The sequence below is a fragment of the Vibrio sp. B172a genome, assembly GCF_030248355.1.
Classification (GTDB): Bacteria; Pseudomonadota; Gammaproteobacteria; order Enterobacterales; family Vibrionaceae; genus Vibrio; species Vibrio owensii.
Genome location: NZ_JAHGAC010000017.1, coordinates 110,275 through 129,315 on the forward strand (window position 1 = coordinate 110,275; position 19,041 = coordinate 129,315).

Here is a 19,041-nt window from a genome sequence, read left to right on the forward strand (position 1 = left end):
TCTATAGGACAATTGAAGAGAACAACTGTCGATGCAGCTTTTGTGCGTGGCCATCGGTCATTGCTGAGATGTAATCTGCAATCACGCGCATCTTTGCGCTTTCGCAGCTTTCTTCTTGCCATAGTGAGCGAGTGTGCGGTGGCAGCAGACGCTCAGGATCAGCACTTAGGGCTTCAAACAAATCCATGATGATCTGCTGGCCTTTGTACTCTACGATCTGCACTTGATGCACTTGAATCACATATTGGCTCACGAAGTGTTTGAGTACTTCTAATGCTTTGGCCATGTGTGGCTCTAAACAGGCATTCCAAGCTAAGAGCGGGTTATTAAACGGCTCATCCACCACTTTGATTGAAATACTGGTCAACAGCGCATTCACCATGCCACCAATCGCATCTTTGCGTTGGTGATGTTTGCCGCTAAAGAGCATTTGCCCGATAGAACCAATATGCTCCTCGAACCACGGGTCACCACAATCCGCTAATTGACTGGCTGCGCCTTCTTGCCATTGCTGGCGAGTGACCATGCCAAGCACTATCGCATCTTCCAAATCATGCACGCCGTAAGCAATATCGTCCGCAAGTTCCATGATAGAGCAGTCGAGTGATTTAAAGCGGGTTTTACAGTGTTCTAGGTCTGACTCCGGACGACAGCGCATTTGACTCAACAGGGCTTTGTCATTGTCCGTCAGTGGTGCAATTACCCAATCAAACAAGTCTTTATCACAGTCATACAAGCCTTTTGCCGGGCTCCAGTCTTTGGCTTTCAGTTTGCGTTGATGCTCCACAGGATCGGGCATACACAGCGCTCTTGTTTGACTGAGCAGAGCAGGGTATTTAATCAAACCGAGTAAGACGCGGCGTGACAAGTTCATGCCAAAGTGTTCAGTGTAAGGCTCAAGCTTGGTGACAATGCGAAATGTTTGGGCATTGCCTTCAAAGCCGCCATGTTCACGCATCATGTAGTTCAGCGCGACTTCGCCACCATGACCATAGGGTGGATGACCGATATCGTGTGCCAAACAGAGCGAATCAATCAAACTGTCTGAAGGCAGCAAATCTCGGAATTCCGGTTGCTTCTTTTTCAGTTGAGCGACAATGCCCGTGCCCAGTTGTGCGGCTTCAAGGGAATGGGTCAAACGGGTACGGTGGAAATCTTCTAAGCTGTTGCCGTGGACTTGAGTTTTCGCTTGTAGGCGACGAAATGCCGCAGAGTGCAGTATACGAGCGCGATCTCGCTGGTAAGGACTACGATGATCGTCACGGCGGATTTTATGTTCATCATCATGGCGTTCTTGCCACAAGGCATCTAATTCAAACGACACTTTTCTCTCCATCAACTAACTGATTTCATCCAGCGATAATTCAAAACTTGGGGCAAAGGTATGAAGGAAGTATTCCATTTCTGGTGTTTTGCGTTCTTGCAGTGTGATGTCTAGGCGCTTTTTAGCCAAGGCAAACTCGTGGTTACCTGCGCTCAGTTCTTCGAGACATTTTAAGTACGCGCAGATGGAGTCGGCTTGCTTGACGATCAAGGCATCTTCTTCATGTGCAGAGTGTGAAAGCAGATACGGTGCAAAATCATCTTGGAATTCATCTGGCAGCATGGATAGTAGTTTCTGCTCGGCTGCGGCTTCTATCTTTTTATATTCTTTAGAAATTTCTGGGTTGTAATACTTAACTGGGGTTGGAAGGTCACCCGTTAATACTTCACTGGAGTCATGGTACATCGCAAGAATAGCAATGCGTTCGGGATTCAGTGTACCGCCAAACTTTTTGTTTTTGATTAGGGCAAGGGCATGAGCAACAAACGCGACTTGCAAGCTGTGTTCAGAAACGTTTTCTGGTGATACTGAGCGCATTAAGGGCCAGCGTTGGATTAGCTTCATTCGTGCCAAGTGGGCGAAAAAATGGCTTTCTTTCATTGCTGTCTCCAATTTTGATTCTGATACAAAAAAAGGAGCTCACTAGGAGCTCCTCTAAGCATATGAGAGATCAGCAGTAATTACTACTGGCTATACGTTGATAGGAAACGCTCAAAGCGGCCAATCGCGGTTTCAAGATCTTCTACGTGCGGCAGGGTAACGATACGGAAGTGATCCGGTTTCGGCCAGTTAAAGCCTGAGCCCTGTACCAGCAGTACTTTTTCTTGTTTCAAGAAATCCAGCACCATCTGCTGGTCATTCTTAATGTTGTACATCTTGGTGTCGATTTTCGGGAACAAGTACATAGCGCCTTTCGGCTTCACACAAGAAACCCCAGGGATCTGGTTGATCAGCTCGTAAGCTCGGTTACGTTGTTCAAGCAAACGACCACCCGGCAAGATCAGCTCATTAATACTTTGGTAGCCACCCAATGCGGTTTGAATCGCGTGTTGCATCGGTACGTTGGCACATAAACGCATTGACGAAAGCAGTTCAAGACCGTTTATGTAACCTTGCGCCAGATGTTTAGGGCCGGTTAGGAACATCCAGCCGCCACGGAAGCCACAAACACGGTATGCTTTTGACAGACCGTTGAAGGTCATCACTAGCACATCTTCTGTTAGTGTCGCGACTGAGGTGTGTGTTGCTCCGTCGTAAAGTACTTTGTCGTAGATTTCGTCAGCGAAGATGATCAGGTTGTGTTGACGAGCAATCTCGATAACTTCTAGTAGAAAATCACGACTGTATACGGCACCCGTTGGGTTGTTCGGGTTGATCAGAACAATACCACGCGTTTTCGGGGTGATTTTCTTCTTTATGTCTTCTAGATCAGGATACCAGTCTGCGCCTTCATCACAGATGTAATGCACAGGTTTACCACCAGACAGAGCAACAGATGCTGTCCACAGTGGGTAGTCTGGTGCCGGGATCAGCATTTCATCGCCGTTGTTTAGCAGCGCTTGCATTGCCATCACGATTAGCTCTGAAACGCCGTTACCTACGTATACATCTTCAACATCTAGTGAGCGGATGCCTTTACGTTGGTAATGTTGTACAACGGCTTTACGCGCAGAGTAGATGCCTTTGGAATCACAGTAGCCTTGAGAAGTTGGTAGATTGCGGATTACATCTACTAAAATCTCATCAGGGGCGTCAAAACCAAATGGGGCGGGGTTACCAATGTTTAGCTTTAGGATTTTATGCCCTTCTTCCTCCATGCGCTTAGCATGTTTGAGTACAGGACCCCTAATGTCGTAGCAGACATTGTCGAGTTTTGACGACATCCCGATATTTTGCATTGTATAATTCCTAAAAAATCGTTAATTTCTTTATTAAAGTACAATAATTTGTTTTTTATTAGAATAAAAATCTGTAAATTATCCGTTTAGTGGCTAACTTTTGTCCTGTTGGTATCACAGGATTTTGCAAAAGATCGCATACGACCTTGATTTGCTTTGGGTCTAAACTTAGAGTAGCCGTCAGTTATCCCTTATCCTCATAGACTTCGAGGTTGATTTGTCACAGTTCCATCAAGCCGTAAAGAGAATTATCGAGCGAGTTCAGCAAACGGAAGGCAATCAAACACGTTTAGTCGAGCCACTCAGCGAGAAACCCAATTTCGCGTTTATTGACTGGCTTGAAGCACAACCACTTTTTCCCAAGTTTTACTGGCAGTCCCGTGATACTCGTGAAGAAGTTGTTGCCCTAGGTCAGCTCCATTCATTTGTTGAGCCAGGACCTGCCTATACGATCCTTGGCGAAGGCCAACGCGTATGGGGTGGGCGTTCATTTGATGGTCAGCACGAGAAAAATCGCCGCTGCATGCCGTCTTTCTTCTTTCTACCGCAAATCGAGTTGATTCGCTTCGATCAGCAATGGTCGCTTGCAGTGAATATCTCAGAAGATAAAACCCGTACATTAGCAGGCTTGAAAAAGCTGGTTTGTGATGTGCCTATGCTTGCGCCAATTTCTTCTCATATTCGTTCTATTGATCATGCGCCAACAGAGCCTCAATGGAATGATTTGGTAGAGAAAGTACTGACAGGTATTGAGAACGACGATTTTAAAAAAGTCGTTTTAGCTCGCAAATCAACAGTTCGCTTAGATTCGACACTTTCTGCTGCGCAACTCCTGAAAGCGAGTTACCTAAATAACCACCACAGTTTCCATTTCCTACTGAGCTTAGACAGCAAGCACAGCTTCATGGGCTCTACCCCTGAGCGTCTGTATTCGCGTGTTGGGCATGAACTCCACACTGAAGCATTAGCAGGCACGATTGGTCGTGGTGACAATGCTACGCAAGATATGGAACTAGCGAACTGGTTATCTCAAGATTCAAAGAACCTGAACGAAAACCAGTATGTGGTGGATGACATTGTTGATCGCTTGTCGCCACATTCAGAGAGCGTGGAAGTAGAAAAAGAGCCTCGACTTGTTCGCCTGAGAAAAGTCCAACATCTTAAGCGTAATATTCATGCGGATCTGAAAGCAGGCATCAACGGTGTTCAATTGCTTTCAGCTTTACAGCCAACCGCCGCGGTAGCCGGTTTACCGCGTAAAGAGTCGATGCAATTTATTTTGGATAATGAGCCGTTTGCACGCGGCTGGTATGCAGGCTCTATGGGTTACATTAGCCATGAGCGTGCAGAGTTTTGTGTCGCAATCAGAAGTGCTTTGATCTTGGGCGATCAAGTCCAACTGTTTGCTGGCGCGGGTATTGTTCCAGGCTCTATTGCAGAACATGAATGGGCCGAGTTAGATAAAAAAATGTCGACGTTACTATCTCTTATTTCAGACCACCCACCGCTTGGGGTTGCATCATGAAGGCAGATCAAGCTGTATTGAATCGCATCTGGTCTGAAACCATCCTGACAGAATTGAACCGCTTTGGTGTGAACCACGTTTGTATCGCACCCGGTTCCCGCTCTACACCTTTAACGGTAGAGGCGGCAGATAACCCAAATTTTACTATCCACACGCACTTTGATGAGCGTGGATTAGGCTTTATGGCGCTCGGACTTGCTAAAGCAAGTAAACAGCCGGTCGCATTGATTGTGACTTCTGGCACTGCCGTGGCGAACTTATTGCCTGCTATTGCTGAAGCAAAGTTGACGGGTGAAAAGCTGGTGGTGCTAACGGCTGACCGCCCTGTTGAATTAGTAGGTTGCGGTGCAAACCAAGCTATTAATCAATTGGGTATTTTTTCAGGACATGTTTCTGAAAGTCTTAACCTGCCGAGCCCTACGCTATCAACTCCGTTGAATTGGTTACTTACTTCTGTTGATGAAGTGATGTTTACTCAGCGCCTAAGAGGTAGCGCGGTTCACATTAACTGTGCGTTCCCAGAACCTTTGTACTCCAATACAAAAAAGAGCACCTATCAGGACTACCTTGATACCGTTGCCGGTTGGCGAGATAGCAAGGTGACGTATTGCCAGCGTTTTAACCCGAAAACCAGCAGCGCAATTCCAAGCTGTGGGGATAACAAAGGAGTGGTGGTCATTGGTAGTTTGCCACTGGTTCAGGCGCAAGCTGCACAAGCGTTTGCAGAGCAAATGGGCTGGCCAGTGCTTGCTGATCCGCAAAGTGGTGTGAGCTCGGATTGGGCGCATTTTGATTTATGGTTGCAGAATCCGAAATTGGCAAGCCAACTGGATGGTTGTGACTTAATCGTGCAGTTTGGTAGTCGAATCATTTCTAAACGTTTTAATCACTGGTTAGAAAAACACGTAGCGCGCAATCAGCAAGGTGGTGACATTCAATATTGGTACGTATCGCCTCGATTAGAGCGAGATAACCAAAGTCACTTACCACAATGGCACTGGGCAGAGCAGCCAAGCTCATGGGTTGAACGTACGACGGAGTTTTCATCAGAACACGCTGGTTGGGCAAATGAACTTGCCGCGGACATCAAACAGGTCACGCAACACGCGAAAGGCTTGTTTGCATCTGACCCTAAGAGTGAGCTGAGCGAGATTGCGTTAGCGATTGATGTGGCTGAGCGTGCTCAAGGTGTGGATCTGTTTGTTGGCAACAGTCTGTTTGTTCGATTGATCGACATGTTCGGCAAGCTTGATAACACAGAGGTTTTCACTAACCGTGGTGCGTCTGGCATTGATGGCCTGTTTGCAACGGCAAGCGGGGTACAACGCGCGCGCCAAAACCCGATGTTAATGTTTATTGGCGATACTTCTGCCTTATATGGGCTGAACTCATTGGCACTGTTTACGCGCAACAAGTTGCCTTCGGTGTTGGTGATTACTAACAACGATGGTGGTGCGATTTTTGACTTACTGCCAGTACCGCAAGAGCATCGCGAGTCGTTCTATCAAATGCCTCATGGCTATGAATTTGAACATGCAGCGAAACAGTTTGGTTTACAGTATCGCAAACCGAACACGCTTGCTGAGTATCAATCTTTAGTCTCTGAGCATTTTGCTAGCGGCGAAGGGGCGTTAGTGGTTGAAGTTCAAACGCCATCGAACCAAGCGGTAGAACAGCTAAAATCCTTCAACAAGAATTTGCATGCTCTATTCTAAACGCTTCCCAGCAACGGAAAAGCACCAAAGTAGTACTTTGCCTACTCTGGTGTTTTTGCATGGTTTGCTTGGTAGCGGTGAAGATTGGCAATCGTGTATCAACGCGTTACCCGAGTATGAACGTGTTACGGTTGACCTCCCTGGTCATGGGCATAGCCAATCTATTTCTTGCAGCGATCTGAATGATTGCTGCAAATTACTTAATTCCGCACTATCTTTATTATTTCCTTCGCAACAACCGCTTATCCTGATTGGTTACTCAATGGGTGGACGCATTGCTATGCATGGTCTTGCTCACCAATGTTTTCCAGATCTCAATATTTATGGAAGCATTGTGGAAGGAGGAAACTTCGGGCTTCAAAGTGAGTCAGAGAGACAGGCACGATTCGAAAACGATTCGCGCTGGGCAAAGCGTTTCAAAACTGAGCCTCTTGCCTGTGTTTTGAACGATTGGTACCAACAGTTGGTCTTTTCTTCACTAAACCATGAGCAAAGACAAACATTGATTGCGAAACGAAGTGCTAATCTTGGTTCCGCGGTAGCGGACATGCTGATTGCAACGTCATTAGCGAAGCAATCTTATTTGCTACCAGCTCTGCAACAACAAGCGGTTCCACTGCATTATATCTGCGGCGAAAAAGACAAAAAATTTAGCCAACTGGCTGAGACAAGCGGGTTGGCGTATCGACAAATCGAAGGTGCTGGACATAACGTCCACCAAGAGCAACCACAGCGATTTGCGAGGCAAGTTAATCAAATAATTCATTCTCACTTTGAGTGAGAGCAACGAGAACAATGGGAATCACCATGGCTAAAACAGTAGGCATTTCTGAAGAAGAACTTTACGCTCCGGTTCAATGGAAAGATTGCAGCGAGAAATACGAGGACATTCATTACCACAAGTCTGAAGATGGTATCGCGAAAATCACTATTGCACGTCCTCAAGTGCGTAACGCGTTTCGTCCTCAAACGGTAAAAGAGATGATTGATGCGTTGGCAGATGCACGCTACGACTCTGGTGTTGGCGTGATCATTCTGACAGGTCTAGGTGAAGACGCATTCTGTTCTGGCGGTGACCAGAAGATCCGCGGCGACTACGGCGGCTACAAAGACGACCAAGGTACGCACCACCTAAACGTACTGGACTTCCAACGTGATATTCGCACTTGTCCAAAACCAGTGATCGCATCGGTAGCCGGTTGGGCTGTGGGCGGTGGTCACGTACTGCACATGATGTGTGACCTAACGATTGCGGCTGACAACGCTCAATTTGGTCAAACAGGCCCTAAAGTGGGTTCATTTGACGGCGGTTGGGGCGCATCTTACATGGCTCGCATCGTCGGCCAAAAGAAAGCTCGCGAAATCTGGTTCCTATGTCGTTTCTACAATGCTCAAGAAGCAGTCGACATGGGCCTAGTAAACACAGTTGTACCACTAGCGGATCTAGAGAAAGAGACCGTTCGTTGGTGTCGTGAAGTTCTGCAACACAGCCCAATGGCACTGCGTTGCTTGAAAGCTGCATTGAACGCGGACTGTGATGGTCAAGCGGGTCTGCAAGAACTTGCGGGTAACGCGACTATGATGTTTTACATGACAGATGAAGGCCAAGAAGGTCGTAACGCATTCAACGAGAAACGTCGCCCAGACTTCGACAAGTTCCCTCGTAACCCATAATCCGTATAGAAGAGGAGCCTTTGTGCTCCTCTGTTTCGTTTTTCGTCCTGAGCGTCTCGCCCTCTGGGAGACTAACGAGTTTTCTCGTTAAAAAGCTCAGAATATACGGCATTACATAGGATTCGAATTATGCGTAAAGCGAAGATTTACCGTTACTGTCTACCAATGGACAGTGGCGTAATACTACGTGATAACAAGCTGACGGAACGTAAAGGTTATATCCTTGAATTAACGGACGGTGACAAGGTTGGTCGCGGTGAAGTTGCCCCTTTGGTTGGCTTCAGCCTAGAAGGCACTGAAGAAGCGGGCATTCAGCTGCAAGCACAAGCAGAGCGCTGGGTGGCAAACTTGTCTTTAGATTACAACCACATGTATCCATCGGTTGCATTTGGTCTGTCTATGGCCCAGTTGGAACTTGAAGGCGGTTTACCAGCACAAGGTAAGTACCAAGTCGCCCCACTGTGTAACGGTGATCCAGATGATCTGATCCCGAAACTGAACGAAATGGAAGGCGAAAAAGTCGCGAAAGTAAAAGTGGGTTTGTACGAACCTATTCGTGACGGCATGCTAGTGAACTTATTCCTCGAATCGATTCCACAGCTGACGCTTCGTCTTGATGCTAACCGTGCTTGGACGCCAGAAAAAGCCCAGCAGTTTGCTAAGTACATTGCACCATCACTACGCCAGCGTATTACCTTCTTGGAAGAGCCATGCCGCTCTCCGGGTGATAGCCTGTCTTTTGCAATCAATACGGGTATTGCAATCGCGTGGGATGAGACACTGCAAGATGCGGTTCGCCGTGAAGATTTCAGCTTAGAAGATCTTACTGGCGTGAAAACCATCATCATCAAGCCAACGCTGATCGGCTCAGTTGATTTCTGTATTAAGCTGATTGAAAAGGCGAAGACGTTAGGTATTAAAGCCGTAATCAGTTCAAGCATTGAATCAAGCCTTGGCCTGAACCAACTAGCTCGCTTAGCACAATGGCAACTACCTAATGAGATCCCAGGTTTGGATACCATTGGTTTATTCAAAGCGCAGCTAGATCAAGGTTGGCCGAAGTGTGAACTTCCCGTTCTTCCGCTATCTGAGCAGGAGTTAGTGTGGCATTCAGCATAGATACTATTGCGATTGCACCATGGAAATATTGGGCTCAAGTGAGCCCTTTTTCTATTGCGCTTGAGACGACAAAAGAACAAGTTAACTGGCAGCAATTGGCTGCTCGTGTCGACTTGTACGCTTGCTACCTTCAACATCTGGGTGTCGCGAGTGGAGATGTGGTGACGCTAGTCGGTAAGAACCAAGTTGAAACCCTGTGGTTTTATCTTGCTGCTCAGCAGATAGGCGCAATTGCTGCGTTGACCATGCCGCAGCCTTTTGAGGCACTTGCGGGTAAGTTAACGACGCTATATAAGCCAACTCAACAACGTTTTGTATGGTTTGCTGATGGTGTTGCCAGTGGCTACTCTGAACAGCAGTTATCGCAACTAGGTATCATCCAGCTTTCGACTCTGGATAGCAAATCGCAAAGTGACGTTAGCACTTCAAACGAAGGCTACGCACATGATGCTTTAGCGTCTATTGTGTTTACCTCTGGCTCAACAGGCACCCCTAAAGCGGTTGTTCATACGCATCGTCAGCACCTTTCTTCAGCTCAAGGTTTGTTGGCTGAGTTCCGATTCAACCATGAAGATAGCTGGCTGCTTTCCTTGCCGCTTTACCACGTGTCAGGCTTGGCGATTGTCTACCGTTGGTTGTTTGCAGGGGCAACGCTTAAGGTAGGAAACGGAAATCTTGCTGATGATATTCTTGGTGTCTCTCACGCTTCTTTAGTTGCGACCCAGCTTAAGCGTTTACTGGATGAACAAGTCGAATTGTCTCTCACGCATGTCTTACTTGGCGGCAGTCATGTTGCTCATGAGTTGGCACTGCGAGCAACACAGCAAGGCATTGAAACTTGGCTGGGTTATGGCATGACAGAAGCGGCCTCTACCGTAACGGCAAAGCAAATCGATAGCATCAGTAACGCGGGCCACCTATTGCAAAATCGCGATATCAAGCTGGTGGAAGAGCGTATTTATATCGGTGGGCAAACGCTAGCAGCAGGCTATTTCAAGCAAGGGGCTGTTACCTCACTTCTGAATGAAAATGGTTGGTTCGACAGTAAGGATCTCGGAGAGTGGCAAGGCGATGAACTCAAGATCATTGGTCGAGCGGATAACCAATTTATCTCTGGCGGTGAGAATGTTCACTGTGAAGAAATTGAAGCGGTACTGAACCAAATCGAGAGTATTTCGCAGAGTATTGTTGTGCCAATAGAAGATGCGGAATTTGGACACCGACCAATAGCTGTGATTCAAACAGAGTCGTTATTGGACAAAGCTCAATACGAACAACATCTGCAAACTAAGCTAGAAAAATTCAAATGGCCAATAGCGTATTACGCAATGCCTCAAACTCTGTTGGGTGGGGGAATCAAAATCTCGCGCAGAGCGGTGAAAGACTGGTTAAAAAATGAAGTGCAAAACGGTGACTAAGCGTTATTGCACTTCAGGGGGATGTGGTGATGGTGAGTCACCACAATTCTTTAGTTAGCGAGCGCGAGTTTCATCTGCTCAGCTACCTTATCTACTTTTCCTAGACCGATGATCACTTGTAAGCCGCCTTTACCAATCATCACTACGCCAGCAGCACCCAACTGTTTGAGCTTAGCTTCGTCTGCTAGGGATGAATCTTTTACGGTCAAGCGAAGTCGAGTAATACAGTTGTCCACTTCTAGGATGTTGTCTGCACCGCCAATTGCAGCGATGTAGTCTTTTGCTAGCTCGCCAATGTTCTCGGTGACTTCTTTTTCCATGTCCTCACCACGACCCGGCGTACGTAAGTTGAACTTGATGATCGCGAAGCGGAATACGCTGTAGTAAATCGCAAAGAAGACTAAGCCTTGTGGGATCAGCATATACCATTTGGTTGCCAGTGGGTTTTGGCTTGATAGCACGAAGTCAACAAAACCAGCCGAGAAACCAAAGCCCGCCATCCACTGCATGCTTGCTGCAATGTACATTGAGATACCAGTCAGCACCGCGTGAATCAGGTACAGCACTGGCGCTAGGAACATAAAGCTGAACTCTAGAGGCTCTGTAATACCAGTGAAGAAGGACGCCATTGCCGCAGCTAACATGATTGAGAACACTTTGGTTTTGTTTTGCTTATCAGCACAGTGATAAATCGCAAGAGCAGCGCCCGGCAGACCAAACATCATGATTGGGAAGAAACCGGCTTGGTACATACCCGTCTGGCCGACTACAGCTGTGCCGTTAGCAATAGATTGTGCGCCGCCTAAGAAGTTTGGAATGTCGTTGATGCCAACCACATCAAACCAGAAGACAGGGTAAAGCGCATGGTGCATACCGATTGTTAGCATTAGACGGTTAAAGAAACCAAATAAACCCGCGCCAACCGCACCCATGGATTCAAGTTTGGTTCCGAAAATAATTAATGCATCGTAAATCACAGGCCATACGTAAAGCAGTACAAACGCCAGCGCCATGCCTGCGATAGAGGTGAGAATAGGAACCAAGCGTTTGCCGCTAAAGAACGCCAGTGCTTTTGGTAGTTCGACACCTGAGTAACGGTTGTAGATTTCAGCGGAGATAATACCCACTAAGATACCGATGAACTGGTTGTTGATTTTGTTGAAGGCATCCGGCACTTCATCTGCAGCAACATCCATTAGCTGTGTGACGGCACCCGGTGCCAGTAACGTCGTCAGAACCATAAAGCAGATGAAGCCAGATAGTGCTGCTGAGCCGTTTTTGTCTTTGCTCAATCCGAAAGCGACACCAACGGCGAACAGTACCGCCATGTTGTCGATGATTGCGCCGCCTGATTTAATGAGAAATGCCGCTAAGACACTTTCAGAACCCCAGCCGACCGGATCGATCCAGTAGCCAATCCCCATCAAGATTGCCGCAGCAGGTAGGGTTGCTACGGGTACCATTAATGCCTTACCGACTTTTTGCATGTAGCCGAGTATATTCATATTTGCCCCTATAATTTTAATACCACCTAAAACATGATCTATGTTTGAAAGTGGCGTTTTTATTAAGTTTCTAAGGGCTATTTGAAACTTAATTATCGACGCAAACAAACGAATTCACTACTATCATGAATTAATATTTTTAATGCATGGTCGATCATGGCAAATCAACAGTTACTGCTTCGAAACCTTCATACCTTTAGCATCGCCGCGAAGCATCTCAGCTTTACACAGGCGGCAAAAGAGCTGCACTTGACTCAAGGCGCCGTGAGCCATCGCATTAAAGTGCTAGAACAGGAATTGGGTTTCTCTCTGTTTGTTCGAGGCACTCGAAAGCTTGAACTGACATCAGAAGGGCATCGATTTCAAAAAACGTTATCTACGTCACTCAGTACCATTTTTAATGAGATTGAAGAGATCAAGTCGACGGACTTGGTGGGTGAGCTCAACATTGCTGCGTCCCCTGGGTTTTTGAATGGGTGGTTGATGCCTCGCATTGCGGATTTCCAACGCCATTTCCCAGGTTTTAACCTCAACCTTTTCGCCCAAGAAAACCAACTTGATTTGGTGACCAATCAGATTGATGTAGCGATCTTTTACGATACAGATCATATGGTTGATGTGTATCGTCAGCGGTTGTTTGGCGAAAAATACATTCCGGTCTGTACACCTCAGTACATGAAGGAACTGAATATCTTAGAAGACGGCACTGAGTCTCTCAATCGCATCAACTTTATTCACGCACTTGGCTCTGATGTTTGGCAGCGTTGGATTGCTTACATGGGACTGGACGTAGATGTTTTTCAGCATTTTTACTGTGTGAGCCATCGTGATATGGCAGTGCTAGCAGCAAGAAATAACGTTGGCGTTGCGATGGGGCGATATCGATTCGTCAAAGATCTCTTAGACAAAGGCGAGCTGGTTAGTCCCTATCCGGTGATGGATACGCAGTTGGGGTACGATTTGATTTGTCCGTCAGGCTACGAACACCGACCTAAAGTGAAGACTTTTATCTCGTGGGTAGAAAGCCAACTTAGTTGATTTCGCAATGTATTAGTCGAAAAGGGAATTTCGCATCCTTATAACTCTGAATCATAATCATGCTCAAAGATTAAGGAATAAAGCATAAGGTTCAGGATGATCAAGTTAGTGTTAGCGGCAGCGGTGTTGCTACAAATTGGTGTGGCGATGAGTACGGAGGGTTTAACGCGCTCATTAGCTGAGTTAACTGCTTTTCTGGTCGCGATCGCATTAGTGTTGGTACACAAAAGCCAAAGCACACGAAAAGTCGAGCCAACCCAGCCTCAGAAAATCAATCAAGGTTTAGCTGAGAAGTAACCAGCCTAAAGACGTAGTAGAAATCAGCACCCACAATGTGACGCCAAACAACAATGGCTTAGCGCCTGCCGACTTCAGCTTCGATACTGAAATACTGCAACCAATCAAGAACAGACACACCACAAGTGCTTGCTTAGCAATAGCAAAGATGCCTTGATACACCACTTCAAATTGCGGGAAGAAGTCGCTGAATGCAATCGCAGCGCAGTACCAGAAAATGAAGTAAGGAATCACTAACTTACTCTTGCCTTCCTCTCCGTTACCGCGAGAAAAAATCACAGCACTCACTAGCGCGACAGGAATGATCCATAGCGCACGAGCAAGCTTTAATGTTGTTGCGGTCGTCAATGCTTCTTCACCGTAGGCAGATGCTGCACCCACAACGGAAGAGGTATCGTGAATTGCAATCGCAGCCCACGTTCCGAACGTATGCTGATCCAAGCCAATAGCGTGACCAATTACAGGGAAGATAAACAGCGCCAGTGAGTTCAGAACGAAAACCGTCGCTAGAGCGAGTCCAATTTGTTCGTCCTTTGCTTTAATCGCTGGAGCGACCGCAGCAATCGCGCTACCACCACAAATGGCGGTACCAGAAGCAATCAGATACGCCGTTGTGCGTTCGAGTTTTATTGCTTTGGCGATCATCATACCGATCACAAGCGTACCAAGAATGGTCGCGATGATCAGACCTATACCGTCAGAAGTGACCGCTAGTGCTTGGTCAAAGTGAATCCCAAAGCCCAAACCAATAATGGAATAAGAAAGCAGCTTCTTGGTAAATGAAGCAATAGGAAGCTCTGTCGGTACTAGGCTAAAACTCGCCAAAAGAAAACCGATCACAAGCGCGATAGGAGAGGACACAAAAGGGGTTAAACAAAACAGCAGTGCCAATCCAAAGGGGATATTCTTTGTATTCAAGGGTGTCGTTCGTTGTTATGAGTTAAAGCGTGGAGTATACAGTAACGCTTTTGATCAGAAAGTCTTAATGAATTGAACATGCGTTCAGTAAAACTAAACGTATGTTCAACATTCTCAAATTAACTGGTTTGAGTTTAGCGCCAGTCGCCACGCAGTGCTTTCACTTTTTCAAACATCACTTGTGACGTTGCTTGCTTTGGATCGACAGGCGTTCCAGCTTCGATTTCTAGTTTTGACCAGAAGCGAGTTGGTAACCCTTTACAAGCACGACCTTTTGCTCGGCTGAAATAGCTGCCCCACAAGCCTTTTAGGGCGATTGGAATCACTGGAACTGGGCTGCGACGAAGTATGATGTCGATACCGCGCATAAACTCGTTCATTTCACCATCTGATGTTAAACGCCCTTCTGGGAAGATGCACACTATGTGACCTTCACTCAGTGCTTTCTCGACATCATTGAAGGCACGACGAATAGACGTTCGATTACTTGCCGAAATAGGGATCACACCTGCTCGACGAAGGAAACGTCGCAAAGGAGGAAGGTTTGCGTAGTCTTCTTCCATCACAAATCGAATCAGGCGAGGGCAGACCGCACTTAACAGTAACGAGTCCATATAGCTGACATGGTTGCAGACGATCAACGCACCACCGTGTTCTGGAAGGTGGTGTAGGTTCTTATGTTTGACACGGTAAATGGTGTGAGTGACCACCCACATCGCAAAACGCACCACAAAGATAGGGATCTGCAGAAAGATGTATGCGGCAACTAAGAAATTCAGGATAGCCAAAAGAGCGAACAGTTGAGGAATGCTCATCTCAAGCACACTTAAACAAACAATGCCTAATACAGCGCTGCCTACCATGAACAGAGAGTTAAAGATGTTCAAGCCAGCAATCACTTGTGCACGTTCTGTTTCTTTCGCTCTGTGTTGCATTAAGGCGTAAAGAGGAACGATAAACAAACCACCCGAAATACCAATCATCAATAGATAGAAGAACAGTGGCCAGAAAGCGTCATAGCTGACGAATTCTGCGAATGTATGGAATCGAGGCAAGTCCGTTGGAATCGATGTCGCCATCAAGAAGCCGAAAATGGTTATCCCTAAAGCGCCAATCGGTACGATACCCACTTCAATGCGATGATTGGACAGCCAGTTACATGCCATAGAGCCGACCGCAATCCCCACAGAGAAGAGCGCTAACAGGAAGGAAACTGCGCTTTCGGTGCCATTTAAATACACCTTAGTGAAGTTCGGGAACTGAGTCAGGTATGCTGCGCCCAAGAACCAGAACCAACTGATTGCCATGATGCATTGGAAAACGATGCGGTCAGACTTGGCAATAGAAAGTGTGCGTTTGGTTTGCTTGTAAGGCTGCCATTTGAATTGAATGTTCGGTGCGCTTGCTGATGCAAATGGAATAAAACGACTCGACAAGTAACCAAGAACAGCAAAGATAACAACGCAGAAGGCAGCAAGATATTTCGCATTGTCGGCCGAAGCAATAAGCCCCGCGCCAAGCGTACCAACAAGAATTGCAATAAAAGTACCGGCTTCGACCAATGCGTTGCCAGGAACCAACTCTTTTTCATTGAGTTGTTGAGGAAGTAGAGCGTATTTGACGGGACCAAAGAATGCGGATTGCGTTCCCATCAAGAAAAGCAGCAAGAGCAACACGCCGTAGCTTTCGGTGATAAAGCCAATCGCCCCTAAAAGCATGATGCCGATTTCGAAAAGCTTTACCTTACGAATAAACCAAGACTTCTCGTATTTATCAGCCAATACGCCCGCAGACGCCGAGAATAAGAAGAATGGCAGAATAAATAAGCCAGCAGCCAAGTTAATAAACAGGTTGCTAGAGATCGGTAACGCGCTAGATCCTGCAAAGGCTACAAACAGCAGCAGTACGTTTTTGAATATGTTGTCGTTGAAAGCTCCGAAAAACTGGGTGACAAAATAGGGGAGGAACTTTCGCTGCCTAAGCAAAGACGACTGGCTGTCTGATGACATGAATAATCCTTTATTACCAGCTGATCAGATAGTTTGAAATCAGGTTATCAATAAGCTCTTTACCATCAATAGGTTCACTAGAGAAAAACTTATCATCAACGCTAAGAAGCGTGATTCCATGTACACCTGACCACAATACGCGACTCGCTTGCAGTACTTCAGATTCAGTACGATGCGGTGCGATTTGAGCAAGTAAGGATTCTAGCATGCCAGTCATACCGTCGATGCGTTTTGCGTGCCACTCTGGTAGCTCGGCACCATTCATGTTGTGCTCGAACACAAGTTGCCAGCGGTATGGGTGCTTTTGCGCGAAGTCGTGGTAGCAGTATGCCAGTTCAAAAAGTGATTGATGAGCATCCTTACTGTTTTTCGTCGCGGCTACGGCTTCTTGTTGCAACTCATCCAATGTCTGTGCAACGGCATGTAAAAGCAGTAGGTTGTAGTTACCAAAGATATTAACTAGCGTACTTGGCACGTAACCTATCATGTTAGCGATCTTGCGAAGGCTAAGGTCGTGGTAAGAGTTTTCGTCTAAAAAGTCTTTGACTGTGGAAAGAGTCAAGTTGACCAACTCTTCTCTGGTGTGATCGTTTCTGCGCGCCATAATTAAAAACTACTTATTGAACAACGTTCAATATGATAGTCAGCTACCGATTGACCGTCAATAACGCAAACAAGTCATAAACCTATTGCTTGGCAATATTCTGATACATGTCTTCTATTGTGGAATGTTTCATTGTTGAATCTGACGGAGTATGATGGTCACATCTCATATTTAGCGTGCTACTGATATTGGATGCTTGTTCATCTTGTTATTTGGCAGCATGATTAAGTACTTATCGTCAATTTTAAGGATAACGATGAAACGTTTATTTTCGATTGTCGCCCTACTGATGTTTACCGTTGCTGTAACGCCTATCGCGGAAGCGAAGAAGTTTGGTGGTGGTAAGTCGTTCGGTAAGAGCTATAAAACGGCTCCTGCTCCTAAACAGCAGCAACAAAACACAAACACCATTGGTAAAGAACAAGGTGCTAAATCTTCAAGCAAGAAAGGCTTGATGGGCGGCTTACTTGGTGGTCTTCTTGCTGGTGGTCTATTGGCAGCATTCTTTGGTGGTGCATTCGAAGGTATCCAGTTTATGGATATCCTGATCATTGGCTTGATTGCGTTTGTTATCTTCAAGCTGATGCGCGGCATGCTTGGTGCTAAGCAGGGCAGTATGAATCAGCATCGTCAGCAGCCAGCATTTGGTGGTAACGCTTCTAAGTTCGAGCAACCAAACATGCAGAACTTTGAACAGCAGCCTAACAACACAAATGCAGGTGGTTTTGGTGGTTTCGGTGCACAGACTGATATCCCACATAACTACCCACCGGGTTTTGACCAAGCGGCATTCATCAACGGCTCTCGTGAGCACTACCGAATCCTGCAAGGCGCGTGGAACCACAACCAACTTCATACAATTGAAGAGTACGTTTCACCAAGCCTATTCGAAGACTTGAAAGCAGAACGTGCGAAACTAGATGGCGAGCAACATACTGATGTGATGTACGTAGATGCGGAAATTGTTCGTGCTGACTACGATGCGAACAAAGCACAGCTTAGCTTGCAATTTAGCGGTCGTTACCGTGATGCAGAAGAAGGTATCGAAGAAGACATCGAAGATATCTGGCACTTAGAACGTGACCTAACGGTACCAAACGCACCTTGGTTGATTGTTGGTATTCAAGGTTAATCACCAACAGCGTTCAATTTAGTCTTAGTAAAATCCCGCTCTCGAGCGGGATTTTTTATGCCCTTAGATCAGAGAATCTAAACGTATCAAGCTAATGGTGAGTGATTGAAGTCGAACTAAATAGGGTAGGTATAGGGGAAACGATGAGCGGGACAGTAGGGAATAGTGAAGATAGAACTGACGGAGGTGATCAATGGCTTGATTCCATTGACCTAAATAAACCAACTGACACTTGGATTCCCTCTCAAGCAGATCTAGTTGAAAGCACCTAGGTGTCGTACTACTTAACGAAAGACCACTAAGAATCGCGCTGTGAGCGAGGCTAGATTTATCCAGATAGTTAGGTAAGTCATTGAAAAATGGTAGTTATAGAACGAAAAAAGCCAGCTCAATGAGCTGGCTTTTTCAATATGGTGGAGGGGGACGGATTCGAACCATCGAAGGCAGTGCCGGCAGATTTACAGTCTGCTCCCTTTGGCCACTCGGGAACCCCTCCAGGGTATTTTTATACTTAGATGTTAGTTTCCCAACCTAGCTTCCAAGTTGTTCTCATGTTCAAAGGAAAAACATAAGAAAGAATATGGTGGAGGGGGACGGATTCGAACCATCGAAGGCAGTGCCGGCAGATTTACAGTCTGCTCCCTTTGGCCACTCGGGAACCCCTCCAGGGTGTTTTATACTTGAATATTAGTTTCCCAACCTAGCTTCCAAGTTGTTCTCATGTTCAAAGGAAAAACATAAGAACAACTTGGAAGCTAGGTTGGGAAACTAACTTTTAAGTATAAAACACCCTGGAGGGGTTCCCGAGTGGCCAAAGGGAGCAGACTGTAAATCTGCCGGCACTGCCTTCGATGGTTCGAATCCG

The 19,041-nt window shown here is 46.4% G+C and carries 16 protein-coding genes and 2 tRNA genes; 9 read left to right on the forward strand and 9 right to left on the reverse strand.

The window, feature by feature from the left end; translation table 11 throughout:
- Nucleotide 1: 1 nt before the first annotated feature.
- The 3 genes from KIT90_RS17140 to KIT90_RS17150 all read right to left on the reverse strand — a co-directional run bounded on the left by KIT90_RS17140 (nucleotide 2) and on the right by KIT90_RS17150 (nucleotide 3,222).
- A complete protein-coding gene (locus tag KIT90_RS17140; protein WP_285377735.1) occupies nucleotides 2-1,336 on the reverse strand; it encodes an anti-phage deoxyguanosine triphosphatase in 1,335 nt (444 codons plus the stop codon).
- Nucleotides 1,337-1,339: 3 nt separating this feature from the next.
- Nucleotides 1,340-1,924 carry a 5'-deoxynucleotidase gene (gene yfbR / locus KIT90_RS17145; protein ID WP_285377737.1) on the reverse strand — a complete coding sequence of 195 codons (585 nt, stop codon included), beginning with the start codon at nucleotides 1,922-1,924 and terminating at the stop codon, nucleotides 1,340-1,342.
- A gap of 83 nt (nucleotides 1,925-2,007) precedes the next feature.
- On the reverse strand, nucleotides 2,008-3,222 hold the full coding sequence (locus KIT90_RS17150; protein WP_005437583.1) for a pyridoxal phosphate-dependent aminotransferase: 1,215 nt from the start codon (nucleotides 3,220-3,222) through the stop codon (nucleotides 2,008-2,010).
- A gap of 217 nt (nucleotides 3,223-3,439) precedes the next feature.
- Here KIT90_RS17150 and KIT90_RS17155 point away from each other — a divergent pair, with 217 nt between their 5' ends.
- The 6 genes from KIT90_RS17155 (at nucleotide 3,440) to menE (ending at nucleotide 10,673) form a co-directional block, all read left to right on the forward strand.
- Nucleotides 3,440-4,747 carry an isochorismate synthase MenF gene (locus KIT90_RS17155; protein WP_005437582.1) on the forward strand — a complete coding sequence of 436 codons (1,308 nt, stop codon included), beginning with the start codon at nucleotides 3,440-3,442 and terminating at the stop codon, nucleotides 4,745-4,747.
- Nucleotides 4,744-6,462: a 2-succinyl-5-enolpyruvyl-6-hydroxy-3-cyclohexene-1-carboxylic-acid synthase gene (gene menD / locus KIT90_RS17160; protein WP_285377739.1), complete on the forward strand. Its 1,719-nt coding sequence runs from the start codon at nucleotides 4,744-4,746 to the stop codon at nucleotides 6,460-6,462. The genes KIT90_RS17155 and menD overlap by 4 nt, the downstream gene beginning before the upstream one ends.
- Nucleotides 6,449-7,243, forward strand: a complete 795-nt coding sequence (menH, locus tag KIT90_RS17165; RefSeq protein ID WP_285377741.1) for a 2-succinyl-6-hydroxy-2,4-cyclohexadiene-1-carboxylate synthase — start codon at nucleotides 6,449-6,451, stop codon at nucleotides 7,241-7,243. Before menD ends, menH begins: the two co-directional genes overlap by 14 nt.
- 26 nt (nucleotides 7,244-7,269) lie before the next feature.
- A complete protein-coding gene (gene menB, locus KIT90_RS17170; protein WP_039841510.1) occupies nucleotides 7,270-8,136 on the forward strand; it encodes a 1,4-dihydroxy-2-naphthoyl-CoA synthase in 867 nt (288 codons plus the stop codon).
- Nucleotides 8,137-8,265: 129 nt separating this feature from the next.
- Entirely contained in the window at nucleotides 8,266-9,255 is a 990-nt protein-coding gene (menC, locus tag KIT90_RS17175) for an o-succinylbenzoate synthase (protein WP_285377743.1), read from the forward strand.
- On the forward strand, nucleotides 9,240-10,673 hold the full coding sequence (gene menE / locus KIT90_RS17180) for an o-succinylbenzoate--CoA ligase (RefSeq protein ID WP_285377745.1): 1,434 nt from the start codon (nucleotides 9,240-9,242) through the stop codon (nucleotides 10,671-10,673). The genes menC and menE overlap by 16 nt, the downstream gene beginning before the upstream one ends.
- A 50-nt stretch (nucleotides 10,674-10,723) precedes the next feature.
- Here the strand turns inward: menE and nagE are convergent, their stop codons facing one another.
- Nucleotides 10,724-12,178, reverse strand: a complete 1,455-nt coding sequence (nagE, locus tag KIT90_RS17185) for an N-acetylglucosamine-specific PTS transporter subunit IIBC (protein WP_009707160.1) — start codon at nucleotides 12,176-12,178, stop codon at nucleotides 10,724-10,726.
- Nucleotides 12,179-12,334: 156 nt separating this feature from the next.
- On the opposite strand from nagE, the gene KIT90_RS17190 reads away from it, so the two are divergent.
- Both KIT90_RS17190 and KIT90_RS17195 read left to right on the forward strand, forming a co-directional pair.
- Nucleotides 12,335-13,216, forward strand: coding sequence for a LysR substrate-binding domain-containing protein (locus KIT90_RS17190; protein WP_038893309.1), 882 nt, complete (start codon nucleotides 12,335-12,337; stop codon nucleotides 13,214-13,216).
- Between the two features lie 96 nt (nucleotides 13,217-13,312).
- Nucleotides 13,313-13,513, forward strand: a complete 201-nt coding sequence (locus KIT90_RS17195; RefSeq protein ID WP_180825662.1) for a hypothetical protein — start codon at nucleotides 13,313-13,315, stop codon at nucleotides 13,511-13,513.
- Here KIT90_RS17195 and KIT90_RS17200 read toward each other — a convergent pair.
- The 3 genes from KIT90_RS17200 to KIT90_RS17210 all read right to left on the reverse strand — a co-directional run bounded on the left by KIT90_RS17200 (nucleotide 13,499) and on the right by KIT90_RS17210 (nucleotide 17,044).
- The gene (locus KIT90_RS17200) at nucleotides 13,499-14,404 is read right to left on the reverse strand and encodes a YeiH family protein (RefSeq protein ID WP_038893312.1); all 906 of its coding nucleotides are present in this window, start codon (nucleotides 14,402-14,404) and stop codon (nucleotides 13,499-13,501) included. The genes KIT90_RS17195 and KIT90_RS17200 overlap by 15 nt on opposite strands.
- Before the next feature lie 161 nt (nucleotides 14,405-14,565).
- Nucleotides 14,566-16,440 (reverse strand): MFS transporter, encoded by a 1,875-nt coding sequence (locus tag KIT90_RS17205; protein ID WP_285377748.1) that lies wholly within the window; start codon nucleotides 16,438-16,440, stop codon nucleotides 14,566-14,568.
- Between the two features lie 13 nt (nucleotides 16,441-16,453).
- Entirely contained in the window at nucleotides 16,454-17,044 is a 591-nt protein-coding gene (locus tag KIT90_RS17210) for a TetR/AcrR family transcriptional regulator (protein WP_005437561.1), read from the reverse strand.
- Between the two features lie 256 nt (nucleotides 17,045-17,300).
- Between KIT90_RS17210 and KIT90_RS17215 the strand changes: the two genes are divergently transcribed.
- A complete protein-coding gene (locus KIT90_RS17215; protein ID WP_009707155.1) occupies nucleotides 17,301-18,176 on the forward strand; it encodes a Tim44 domain-containing protein in 876 nt (291 codons plus the stop codon).
- A 411-nt stretch (nucleotides 18,177-18,587) separates the two neighbouring features.
- Here KIT90_RS17215 and KIT90_RS17220 read toward each other — a convergent pair.
- Nucleotides 18,588-18,672 (reverse strand) — tRNA-Tyr (locus KIT90_RS17220).
- Between the two features lie 85 nt (nucleotides 18,673-18,757).
- Nucleotides 18,758-18,842, reverse strand: a tRNA-Tyr gene (locus KIT90_RS17225).
- Between the last annotated feature and the right edge of the window lie 199 nt (nucleotides 18,843-19,041).